Source organism: Bacillus vallismortis, from assembly GCF_040784915.1.
GTDB lineage: Bacteria > Bacillota > Bacilli > Bacillales > Bacillaceae > Bacillus > Bacillus subtilis_G.
Map to the genome: position 1 here is coordinate 1,312,936 of NZ_CP160797.1, position 12,070 is coordinate 1,325,005.

Annotated in this window: 9 protein-coding genes, 1 tRNA gene and 1 pseudogene; 4 read left to right on the forward strand and 7 right to left on the reverse strand. The window is 39.0% G+C overall.

Going from position 1 to position 12,070, the window contains the following annotated elements:
• Positions 1-158 precede the first annotated feature (158 nt).
• Positions 159-231 (forward strand) — tRNA-Val (locus ABZM97_RS06570).
• 120 nt (positions 232-351) lie between these two features.
• On the opposite strand, the gene ABZM97_RS06575 is transcribed toward ABZM97_RS06570, so the two are convergent.
• The 7 genes and pseudogenes from ABZM97_RS06575 to ABZM97_RS06605 all read right to left on the reverse strand — a co-directional run bounded on the left by ABZM97_RS06575 (position 352) and on the right by ABZM97_RS06605 (position 6,930).
• A complete protein-coding gene (locus tag ABZM97_RS06575; protein ID WP_367387321.1) occupies positions 352-651 on the reverse strand; it encodes a contact-dependent growth inhibition system immunity protein in 300 nt (99 codons plus the stop codon).
• A gap of 53 nt (positions 652-704) precedes the next feature.
• Positions 705-1,013, reverse strand: coding sequence for a hypothetical protein (locus tag ABZM97_RS06580; protein ID WP_202328427.1), 309 nt, complete (start codon positions 1,011-1,013; stop codon positions 705-707).
• Positions 1,014-1,076: 63 nt separating this feature from the next.
• Positions 1,077-1,439: pseudogene (locus ABZM97_RS06585) on the reverse strand (hypothetical protein); the annotation flags it as partial.
• 236 nt (positions 1,440-1,675) lie between these two features.
• A complete protein-coding gene (locus tag ABZM97_RS06590) occupies positions 1,676-2,116 on the reverse strand; it encodes an SMI1/KNR4 family protein (protein ID WP_202328426.1) in 441 nt (146 codons plus the stop codon).
• A 15-nt stretch (positions 2,117-2,131) separates the two neighbouring features.
• Positions 2,132-3,985, reverse strand: a complete 1,854-nt coding sequence (locus ABZM97_RS06595; protein ID WP_367387322.1) for a T7SS effector LXG polymorphic toxin — start codon at positions 3,983-3,985, stop codon at positions 2,132-2,134.
• A gap of 1,199 nt (positions 3,986-5,184) precedes the next feature.
• The gene (locus tag ABZM97_RS06600; RefSeq protein WP_367387323.1) at positions 5,185-5,385 is read right to left on the reverse strand and encodes a hypothetical protein; all 201 of its coding nucleotides are present in this window, start codon (positions 5,383-5,385) and stop codon (positions 5,185-5,187) included.
• A 381-nt stretch (positions 5,386-5,766) separates the two neighbouring features.
• Complete coding sequence (locus ABZM97_RS06605) at positions 5,767-6,930, reverse strand: tetratricopeptide repeat protein (protein WP_087990828.1); 1,164 nt, start codon at positions 6,928-6,930, stop codon at positions 5,767-5,769.
• A gap of 283 nt (positions 6,931-7,213) precedes the next feature.
• Here ABZM97_RS06605 and ABZM97_RS06610 point away from each other — a divergent pair, with 283 nt between their 5' ends.
• The 3 genes from ABZM97_RS06610 to ABZM97_RS06620 all read left to right on the forward strand — a co-directional run bounded on the left by ABZM97_RS06610 (position 7,214) and on the right by ABZM97_RS06620 (position 12,068).
• Positions 7,214-7,495, forward strand: a complete 282-nt coding sequence (locus tag ABZM97_RS06610; RefSeq protein WP_087990829.1) for a putative quinol monooxygenase — start codon at positions 7,214-7,216, stop codon at positions 7,493-7,495.
• Positions 7,496-8,013: 518 nt separating this feature from the next.
• Positions 8,014-9,966 carry a transcription antiterminator gene (locus ABZM97_RS06615; RefSeq protein ID WP_367387324.1) on the forward strand — a complete coding sequence of 651 codons (1,953 nt, stop codon included), beginning with the start codon at positions 8,014-8,016 and terminating at the stop codon, positions 9,964-9,966.
• Between the two features lie 149 nt (positions 9,967-10,115).
• A complete protein-coding gene (locus tag ABZM97_RS06620; RefSeq protein WP_367387325.1) occupies positions 10,116-12,068 on the forward strand; it encodes a fructose-specific PTS transporter subunit EIIC in 1,953 nt (650 codons plus the stop codon).
• Positions 12,069-12,070 lie beyond the last annotated feature (2 nt).

Genomic DNA, 12,070 nt, shown 5'->3' on the forward strand with positions numbered 1-12,070 from the left:
ATTGTTAGAAAATTAAAACATATTATAATAGCCGAGGAACAGAACAGCAAGTCCGAAAAAAAGTTTTTCTGAAAAAGCAGTTGACGAATAGAGGAGGAGGTTATATAATAGAACTTGTCAGAAAGACAACAACATACCCAGCAACACATACATATCATGATTCCGTAGCTCAGCTGGGAGAGCGCTACCTTGACAGGGTAGAGGTCGCTGGTTCGAGCCCAGTCGGAATCATAGCTTAAACCCTTGCGCAGCAAGGGTTTTTTACTTTGCTTGTTTATTGATTTTGTCATCATTCATCGAGTTGGGGACGAATTGGGTTTTTTGAGCTGATTTTGTGCTAGGTTTCATGGATTATAAAGTTTCAATATTCTTTTCTATTTTTTGAATAACTTGTTCGAGCCATACTAATGGAGATGCTCCGTAACTAAGAATGTCCACTCCGTCAGCAGCTTCATCGATAAAATCATTCTTTTCTTCATCCGAATAATCGCTGTTTATAAATTCTTTAAGTGCTGCTACATCATTTTCTCGCTCTTCTTTTGGTATCTCCTCTAAGTATTCATCAAGTGCTGACTCTGGAGAATCAATATCCTGATGGAAATACCCACCAAGGAATCTAAACACAGGATCAGAAACTTCGATTTCAATCATTACTTATCACCACCAAGAAATGTTAACTTCAAATCTGAGAAATGGTACGTATCCTATTCTATATAACTTTCTGCTATATCAATATCGTTTGTCATTTCTAAGTCAGGGTACTTTTCATCTAATTTTCTTAAACAATGAATAAGTTCTTTACTTTGCAAACTTTCAGCTAAATCTTCAAATACTTCACTGATCCAATATAAATCTTCTTTATTACAATTTTCTAGATAGCTAATTGTATTTTCCTCATTTTCTGAGAGCACTTTAATTATTTCATCCCAACTCTTTTGAATTCCATAGTCATCATTAAGATTAAGTTCTTTTCTTTTAATTAATATAGCTTCCATTTTTTTCTCTAAATTCATATTGATCCTCTTAACTAAGAAGGGCTAATATTTTCATATTGCCTTTCCTATTGTTACATCTCAATCATGGAAAAATTCAATCACATAACCAGATTCGCTGAACATGAAAGTATCTGAACCTACAGCAGTTACATCATCAATTACGTTTAAGGCGTTGTCTAAGCTGGTTTTTACAGCTGGGTAATCACCGTAAGCCCAAAGGAGAATAACAGTTTTATCATCTATTTTATTCTCAATTAACCATTCATCAATATCTTCAGCGTAATCAATAGATCTGTGAGAAGTTACTTCATCCCATTTAATTCTTCCCCATGATGTGAAGGGGAAACTTTCGCCAAGTTGTTCATGATATTTACGTGTCTCAGAAATAGTGAGGACTTCTTTGTTATTTCCAAGAGCTTCTAGACATTCTTCGTATAAAGTCATATTAACACTTCCTGTTTATTTAAATGTTTTAAAGGGATTTATAAGTATCTTCGTTTCCGTTAAAAGGTATATAATATTTCTTTGCTTTATCTCCTTTTTCATCGCCGACACCAGCAGACGGTTCAAGTTGATGAATGGACTAAATCCTGACGGCATTTGGACCGAAAACGAAAGCGAAGCTTGAATCTCTATTAAAATAAGAGAATCCCTTCTCGTAATGAGAAGGGAGTTATCCGTTATTCCTCGTATAGTTTATTAACCAACTCGGTAAATGAATCACATATATGACTCAATGCTCCATCAGGATTTTCATATGCAATTTCATGATCCCAAAAAACAATAGAAGGACTACTGATTACTTTTCGAAAATCGTAGCAGATTTCATTGCCAAACACATCATCCGCAATCGGTATTACTTTGGCGGGCATTCTACCATCTCGATAACGATTAGAAACGTTAACTATGTATGACTCGCTTTCTTTATGGAAGCTATGTAAGTATCCGAATGCAATTCCTTCCCTATCTTCAAGATCAAAAGTTTCGGGAGAGGGGGTAGCACCGGAATAGATTTTGACATATTTTAAATAATCTTTTGGAAACTTGACTTGTAACATGTTTTCTACTTCAGTAATTTCCTCGTTACTAACAGGATGCTCTCCGAAATCCCATTCAACCATTTTAATAAACTCCTTTTATCTGTATTTGGAACCTCCGCACCATATGTTTCTTCCTACAGTATGTCCTGTCTTGCCATGAATATCTGCATCTACTAGCTGCATTATACCTTCATTTTGATGGTGGTGCCATGTAAAACCTTTTGGTTTTTTGCCTTTTGAAATCTGCTTTAACTGCATTTCTGTAAAATGTTTTTTTAACTCTGGATTTTTATTAATTTCTTGCTGTAATAGTTCAGTGGCTTTTTTAAATTGTGCAGTATCTTTCTGTAGATATAATGATCTATCAATCTTTACTTCGGTAACTGGTTCGAAAATCGGGAAGCCATCTTTATCATAAGGTACTCCGGTTACAGGATGAACATCATTTTTTAAATGTCCATTTTTTAAGTTGGTTGTGACGGTGTTACCGAATGCATCTTTATGTGTATATGGTGCAGCTTGGACGAATTGATCTTGTTTTGATTGAATCTCTTTTTTTAATATAGATGTATTTTTCACATTGTAGGTATTCTCTATATCTTGAGCTATCCCTACAAGTGCAGGTTCATATTTATTTTTTAATAAAGGATTAATAAAGTCTTTTCCTTTTAAAAGCCCTTTATTGACATGAGCAGCGGCTGATCCACCTTCAACCACTTTACCTACTTTAGAAAATTTGGTCGTGGTTTGCACTGCGGAACCCGCACCTTTTGTGCCAACGATATTTCCTAGCACATAACTGATATAATGCCCTTTTTCGTATGCACTACCATTTATCATTTTATCATTCCATGAGTCGACAAGGTTTGTCCAGATGATTTTTGAATAAGAAGGTACGCTCAATACGGTTGTAATTGACTGTGCGAGTTTTAGTTCGGTAGGGAGCTGTGAATAGTCCCATGCGCCCACAACCAAGTCTTTGACGCCATATATCGTATCGTCAATCGCATCGTTAATTCCATCATTAACCCCATCGACGAAATCAATTACTGTCTTACCGGCATTGATTACACTTTCACCGACGTCCTTCAGCTGTTTTGCTTGTTCCAGCTGCACTGCGTACTGGAGCTGTTCAGGGGTAAGGTTCTCATATCCGACCTTCTTGGCAATTTTTAAGTATTCATCCGGATCCGTCACTCCGTCAGCTAGCTTCTTTTTCAGCTCTTTGATTTCTCGTTCTTTCGCTTCATCTTTCTTGATCTTCAAATAGGCTTCAGTCTGTTTCTCGATATCGCCTTTTTTCTTATGTATGTCACTTTCACGGTATGCCTTGGCATTGTAGTGGATAGGTGTAGCATTCTTACCCTTGCCAGTGGATTCCTCAAGCTTTTGAAAGTCCTTCTTGATGAATTGCTCATTTGGCTCTGACTGGGCATATTCAGAAACAAGTGCTTCGTCCACGCTGTCTATCTTATTGACGGTTTTTTTGCGTTGGTTCTCCGCATTGGCGAGTTCGTCTTTGAAGTTTTCTGTCGAGAACAAATCAAGCGGAAGGACATCGTCAATATCATTTAAGATATCCTTCATGGCTTTCTTTTGTTCTGACATAATAGATTTTGATTTTGTGTAGGCGTTAGCCAGCTCATGTTCTAAAAAGGATTCTTCTATGTATGCATCGGCTAAGCTGGCGTCCTCTAAAGCGCCTGAAATGCTTGTCAAAAAAGCAATTTTCATATCAATTAGATCAATCCAATTGTCAGCAACTCCGGCATGATCTTGATAAAATGCTTTGATATTATCGGCGCCTTTGCCGGAAAACTCACTGTCATCTAAATCAGCTACAGCTTTGAAGGCTTTTTTTAGATTGACCATCTGACTTCTTAATTCTTTGTATTCTTTTGCACGTTTATCTGCTTCAGAAAGCAACGTCTTGGCTTCAAATACTTTCATGTTTATATCCTATCGTTTGAATAGTTCCAACGAGATTTTACCATGGGAAAAAGAAGAAGCAGAATATAATGTGATTTTAAAGGGCGAAATGATCAATACGATGTATGTCATTTTACCTGCTATTCGAATCAGATCATATTGAGATTTCTAATCTTAAATCAGCATTTGCCTAGGTTCAATTGTTTTGTTTCAGCATATGTTACGTATAAAACCAAAAAATTCCAATAGAGGAGTGCTATTTATGTACTACAATCAGGTTCCTATGCTAACTCATTGGAGGCATATGCATGATCGGGAGTCTTTTGTTGATGCACAAGCGACTCGGCAGGAAACGGATATGACAGGAATCTGGCGAGGCAACGATGGAGGAGTGTACTACATCCGGCATGATGACCCCCATGTCTGGTGGGCAGGCTTTAGCGACAATGGCAGGGGGCAACACTGGACACACGTGTTTCATGGAATGCGGATGTTTGATGAGACTGGATCAGAGGTGATCTCTGGAAATTGGGCGGATGTACCACGTGGAACGAACAGGGGAAGCGGTACCTTGGTCGTCGCCCGTAGTGGAGACCGGTTGACCAAGGTAACCGGTGGAATTGCCGCGACTACATGGCAACGACTTCGATGGTAAAGCCAGCTGTTTGTTGTGGACTTATGCTGTAACGAATAAAAATTCCAATAGAGGAGTGCTGCTTATGTACTACAATCAGGTACCTATACTAACTCATTGGAGGCAACCTGCGTACGATTTGACAGGAACCTGGCGAGGCGACGATGGAGGCATTTACTACATCCGGCACCTGGATAACAATAAGATCTGGTGGGTAGGATTAAGCGACAACGGCAGTGGTCATAATTGGACCAATGTGTTTGAAGGGGAAGTGAGTTACGATTGGAGTGGGGCGGTGGAATTAAGCGGAAAATGGTATGATGTACCACGTGGAACGAACAGGGGAAGCGGCATCTTGGGCTTTTCGGTACGATTGGGCGATCTCGTCAAAACATACCAAAGCAGTGGATTCGGCGCGAATAGATTGAGGAGAATATCATAGTTGTTTGGGGCACCTGAAAACAGGTGCTTTTTACGTTTAAGCTAATAGTAGAATTGCGGTTGCTCTTAGGCAACCGTATTGTAGTATTAACATTAACTTAGAAATTTGGTCTAAATCGAATCATCTAATTCCTTTAGAAGATTGTTACCACAAATGCAAAGCAAGAAACGAAAGCGCCCATGCAAATATGCCGAACATTACAAAGAACCTAAGAAAAGTTTCATATTTTGTAAGTTTTCGTTCTTTTTTTGTTTTGCCTAATCTCAAATAAAGGGCGTAGCCGGAGAACAATAAAATTATTTGTCCCAGTTGCGACACGGACTCTAAAAATTCTATACCATTCATTGATTTCACCTCTTATTTAATTATCGCAGACGAAAAAAACCTTTCCAACAGTTATATAAAAATTAAGCAATCTGTAATATGTCTAATGGTATAAGCAATGATGTTTTCCTTATCCAGCAGAACCAAAAGTGTATAGTGGCAGAATATGTTATGTTCCTTCACTAAAGAAACAGATGTGTTAATAAAAGAAAAAGCACCTCCAAATTTTAGACTGTGTCTAAAATTTGGGGTGCACTTCAAAGGCCAAAATGGGGTTTTTTCTTAATATCATATTAAGTTGCTGCTCTATCTGCGACCTTATAAGTGGACTGCTCAGAAAGAGCGTATGAAGCGCTAGATACTCCAACAATGCCAAGCAAGAGCGCTAAACAAATTGCAATTTTACATTTTTTCATTTAAATGTTTCCCCCTTTGAATTTGTTTGCGTGCTTCAATTGCCATTTGATAAAAATCGACCGCATCATGTCTATCTTCTTTGTTGGTCAAAAAATCAGCAACAGCAACAGCGTATTCTTCCATATCACCATAAAGGTTTTTATCTTTGAAGAACTTGAACACTTCTCTAAGTGTTTGTAAGTCGAATGATAAATAAAGACCTTTAACCAGTTTTAATTTCTCCGTTACTTCCTGGTTGTTGTGTCTGGCAGCAACCTTCTGACCTTCCTGGTATAATTCTAAAGCAGCCTTTAAATCATTCTTCTTTGCTTTGACATATGCTAGATTAAAAATCGCTTTAGACTCATAAATGTGTTTGCGATCCCTATGGATTTCATAGGCGATTTGAAAATGTTTCTCAGCATTGTCAAGTTCTTCAAGGTTATTATAACATAAACCCACATTAAAATGAGCTGAACCAATTAAATGTTGTTCCCCTATTTTTAAAGCATCATTTAAAGCCTTTTTAGCTGTTTTTAAAGCATCATCATAACACATTTTATCTAGCCAGTTTCCAAAAATAACAAACTGACATTGGACCATTTCTTTGCCATATGTAAGATGACCCTGAGCGTCTTTTTGCTCTTTAAATATAGAGTATGCACGCTGAGCATAATTCATGGAGAAATGAGTCTCTTTCATATAGTAATAGACCTCTGACACTTTGAAATAGAACTCTGCTTTATCTGTATTTGCGTTATCGTCTAATAAATCAAGATATTTTTCAGCTTCTCGATAATATGTTAAAGCAATAACTAAATCTCTTGTTCTGAAATGATACATACCGGTGAAAAAGTGATAATAGAACTCAATTGTATTCGTAAGAGATTCAGGAGCCATACTTTCCCGTGTCTTTTTGAGATCAGAATAAACACCATCTATATTTTTAACAGAGTCAGGCTCGAGATAAGACAGCATTATTTCGTGCCGTAGCTTTAATAACTGAAGATAGACTGCTACCTTTTCATTTTTCTCCATCATATCAAATTCTTTTTCAACTTGTTGTTTCATTTCTTTTGCTTTCTCAACTCGACCCTGCTTTATTACAACATACCAATGATTAATGTCTGTAGTTACGTAATGATATGGGATTAAATCCGAAACAGACAATCGAATACCTCCTTTTATTTACATATATTTAATATTATACCACCAAGGGCACCCTCTAATAGAATCATTTTTTTTGAAAAATCTTTCTATTTGGGCCAAAACAAAGGTCAGAATAAGCATAAATAAGGACCAAATCGTCTGATACGTACCCTTTAGCTGCTTTAGAATTTATAGAAAGTTGGTCTAAAAGGCTCCCAATGTCGTTTAATGATTTATAGATTATAATTTTCAAGAAAATGTTATAATGAAAAGCCATAAAATAATGTGAAGAGGGGGAATTTCGATGCATTACATAACGGCATGCTTAAAAATTATCAGTGATAAAGACCTTAGTGAGATAATGAAGGAATTCAAAAAACTTGAGGAAGAAACGAACAAAGAAGAAGGGTGTATCACATTCCATGCTTATCCGCTTGAACCATCGGAACGCAAAATAATGCTTTGGGAGATTTGGGAAAACGAAGAAGCTGTTAAAGCCCATTTCACGAAAAAACACACAAAAGATGTTCAAAAACAGGAATTAACGGAAGTTGAATGGTTAATGAAAAGCAATGTGAATGATTAAAAGGCTTCTTAAAAAGAGAGATAAAGTTGGCAGTTGTTGTCTAAAGCTATCAACTTTCATCATTTTCATTCAGAAGTCATCAGAAGTACAATTCAATAGGCCTTGAAGTTAATAGGGCTGGTCAGAATCGAATATACTTGTTCAAAAGGCAGACAGGGTTGAAGTCGCTGGTTCGAGCCAGTTGGAATCATACACGGCGGTTAGAGACGTTATATCAACGTTTCTAGCCGTTTTTTATTGCGTTGACTTAGTCGATGATTAGATTTTTAAGGCGCAGGATAGAGGTGGACCATTACCGTGTCTCGTTTCTTGTTCTATTAAATTGGAATGGGGAGTGGGTAACGTACTGGAGCATAGAACCTCTAACAACATAAAAAAACCTTTTTTCCGGAAGCTTCGGTAAAAAACGAAACTTTTGACTCTATCATTTTACGTTATGATGTAAACGGTTTCATTTATAGTATACTTATACTATTAATTTGTTCAAGTGGATACTGACAGGAAGGATAGAAAAACAGATGAAATACAAGAATACAAGACAAAAAGAGATTTTGTATCTGTTGTTATCTGAACCTGATGACTATTTAGTTGTGCAAGATTTCGCAGACAGGGTACAGTGTTCTGAAAAAACGATCAGGAATGATTTGAAAGCGATTGAGGATTATCTCAATGAACATTCTCATGCGCAGCTCATTCGGAAGCCAGGGTTTGGTGTCTATCTAAATATAGAAGAACAGGAAAGGACCTGGTTAAGCCAACAATTATATACTGAACATTTTCATTCTAGGCAGCGGACCGATGAAGAGAGAATGCTGCATATTGCTTATGATTTATTAATGAATGCAAAGCCTGTTTCCGCAAAAGAAATAGCCGCTCAGCATTTTGTGAATCGCTCTTCCATTAAAAAGGAATTATGTGCGCTAGAAGAGTGGCTGAAGCGGTATGAGATCACGTTGGTTTCGAAGCAGCGGATTGGTTTGAAGGTTGAAGGGAACGAAAAAAATAAAAGAAAAGCATTGGCAAGAATATCTGATTTGATTGATAACACGGAGTTTACTAGCCAATTTATTAAAAGTAAGTTCTTACGTCATGAAGTCGATTTTGTGATGAAAGAAATCAAATCATTACAAAAAAAGCATTCTCTCTATTTCACAGATGAGACGTTTGAGAGTTTGCTGCTGCATACATTGTTAATGATCCGCCGAATCAAAATGAAACAGCCGATCTCGATATCTCCAAGAGAACAGGCGGTCGTAAAAAAGAAGAAAGAATATCAATGGACTTTTGCTTGTTTACAACGGCTTGAGCCGGTTTTTGCCATCCGCTTTCCTGAAGAAGAAGCTGTGTATTTAACATTACATATATTGGGCGGGAAAGTTCGTTATCCATTACAGAAAGAAGAGACAAATAACCTTGAAAATGCAGTGCTTCCAAAGGTTGTAGGGCATTTAATCAATCGTGTTTCAGAGCTGAAAATGCTGGATTTTCATAAAGATCAGGATTTGGTCAACGGATTGAACATTCATCTCAATACTGTGCTACAACGGCTGAGCTACGATCTTTCTGTATCAAACCCTATGCTCAATGACATCAAAAAGATGTACCCTTATTTGTTTCATCTGATCATTGACGTTCTGGAAGACATCAATCAATCGTTTGATCTTTATATACCTGAGGAAGAGGCAGCATATTTGACGCTGCATTTTCAGGCAGCGATCGAACGGCTGCACCACAGCAGCGAGACACATAAAAAGGCGATCATCGTCTGCCACATGGGTATTGGAATGTCTCAATTGCTGCGGACGAGAATTGAACGGAAATATCATCAAATCGCTGTAGTGGCCTGTATTGCAAAGGCCGATTTAAAGGGCTATATAAAAAAGCATGAAGATATCGATCTTGTCATTTCTACCATTGCGCTGGAACGTGTAACGATTCCCCATATTGTTGTATCACCGCTTTTGGAGCCTGGTGACGAGAAGAAATTGAGTGCATTTATACGTCAGCTCGACGAATCGCACCGCCAAAAACGAAAAACCTTTCATATGCTGAACAATACGACTCCTTTTTTGGTTTTTTTGCAGCAAGAGGCAGAGCACCGCTACAAGTTGATTGAACAGCTGGCGACAGCTTTGTATGAGAAAGGCTATGTTGAAAAGGAATATGCGGTTCATGCGGTTATGCGGGAAAAAATGGCGGCGACAAACATTGGGGCAGGCATAGCCATTCCTCATGCAAACGCTAAATACATTAAACAATCAGCAATTGCAATTGCTACATTAAAAGAGCCGCTTGATTGGGGAAATGAGAAAGTATCGCTTGTTTTTATGCTGGCTGTCAAACATGAGGATCAAAATATGACAAAGCAGCTGTTTAGTGAGCTTTCATACCTGAGTGAGCAGCCGGCCATCGTCCAGAAGCTGACGAAAGAAACAGACGTCATGACATTTTTATCTCATTTGGAATATTAAAAGCAGGGTTGAAACCTTGCTTTTTTTGTTTATAGCGAAAAATGCCTTTATTTCCGGAATTAACGGTAAAATAAAACGATTTTTACGGCCTGATTTCAGTATACAGTTGAGTCAAGATCTTACGATTCATAGTTTAAAGGAGGATTTATATGAAACTGTTAGCGATAACCTCTTGTCCGAATGGAATTGCCCATACGTATATGGCAGCGGAAAACCTGCAAAAAGCTGCTGATAGATTAGGGATTCGCATTAAAGTTGAGACCCAGGGCGGAATCGGGGTAGAAAATGAGCTAACCGCTGAGGAAATTCAGGAGGCAGACGCGATCATTATTGCGGCAGACCGCTCCGTAAACAAAGATCGGTTTATAGGAAAAAAACTGCTGTCTGTCGGCGTTCAGGACGGCATCCGCAAACCGGAAGAATTGATTCAAAAAGCACTTAGCGGGGATATACCGGTCTATCATTCCGCTTCAAAATCGGAATCCGGTAATCATCGGGAGAAGAAGCAAAATCCGATTTACCGTCATTTAATGAACGGCGTTTCTTTTATGGTTCCTTTCATTGTCGTCGGCGGATTATTGATAGCGGTTGCATTAACGCTTGGGGGCGAAAAAACACCTAAAGGATTAGTTATTCCAGATGATTCCTTCTGGAAAACGATTGAACAGATCGGCAGTGCTTCATTTTCATTCATGATCCCGATATTAGCCGGATATATCGCATATAGCATCGCTGATAAGCCGGGACTTGTGCCAGGAATGATTGGCGGATATATTGCAGCGGCTGGAAGTTTTTATGACAGCGCAAGCGGCGCCGGTTTCCTCGGCGGAATCATTGCCGGATTTTTGGCTGGATACGCGGCACTTGGGATCAAAAAATTAAAAGTTCCAAAAGCAATCCAGCCGATTATGCCGATTATTATTATTCCGGTGTTTGCATCCCTGATTGTAGGGTTAGCGTTTGTGTTTTTGATCGGCGCACCTGTAGCTCAAATTTTCACATCTTTAACGGTTTGGCTGGCGGGGATGCAAGGTTCGAGCTCGATCCTTCTGGCATTGATTTTAGGCGCGATGATCTCATTTGATATGGGCGGCCCCGTAAACAAAGTGGCATTTCTGTTCGGGTCGGCCATGATTGGTGAGGGAAACTACGAAATCATGGGCCCAATTGCAGTTGCTATTTGTATACCGCCGATTGGCCTCGGCATCGCGACGTTTTTTGGAAAAAGAAAATTCGAGGCGCCGCAAAGAGAAATGGGGAAAGCGGCATTTACGATGGGACTCTTCGGCATCACTGAAGGAGCTATTCCATTCGCGGCGCAGGATCCTCTTCGAGTCATTCCCAGTATTATGGCAGGTTCTATGACTGGTTCTGTCATAGCGATGATTGGCAATGTGGGAGACAGAGTGGCGCACGGCGGACCTATCGTTGCAGTGCTTGGTGCAGTTGATCATGTCTTGATGTTTTTTATTGCTGTGATTGCAGGATCTCTTGTCACTGCTCTGTTCGTCAATGTACTAAAAAAGGATATTACGGCGGCGTCTCCTGTGCTCAGCGAAACTGCACCGCCAAGTGAAGCTGCTGCAGTAAAAGACATACAGAAGCCAATTCAAGCTGAAAGCCAAAAAGCTGAAATGAAGGACATCAAAAAACTGACAGACATCATCAGCCCAGAGTTGATAGAACCACATTTATCCGGAGAAACGAGAGATGACATCATTGATGAAATGATTCAAACATTGTCCCGCGGAGGTATGCTGCTTTCAGAGAGCGGGTTTAAACAAGCCATTTTGGATCGTGAGAAACAGGGAACAACGGCGATTGGCATGAATATCGCGATTCCGCACGGAAAGTCTGAGGCGGTCAGGAAGCCGAGTGTTGCCTTTGGGATCAAACGATCAGGTGTTGGCTGGAACAGCCTGGATGGATCAGATGCAAAATTAATCTTTATGATTGCTGTGCCAAAAAAAAGTGGAGGAAACCAGCATCTGAAAATATTGCAGATGTTATCCCGAAAACTAATGGATGACAGTTATAGAAAGCGGCTGCTCTCCGTGCAAACCAAAGAAGAAGCATACAAACTGCTGGATGAAATCATTTAATG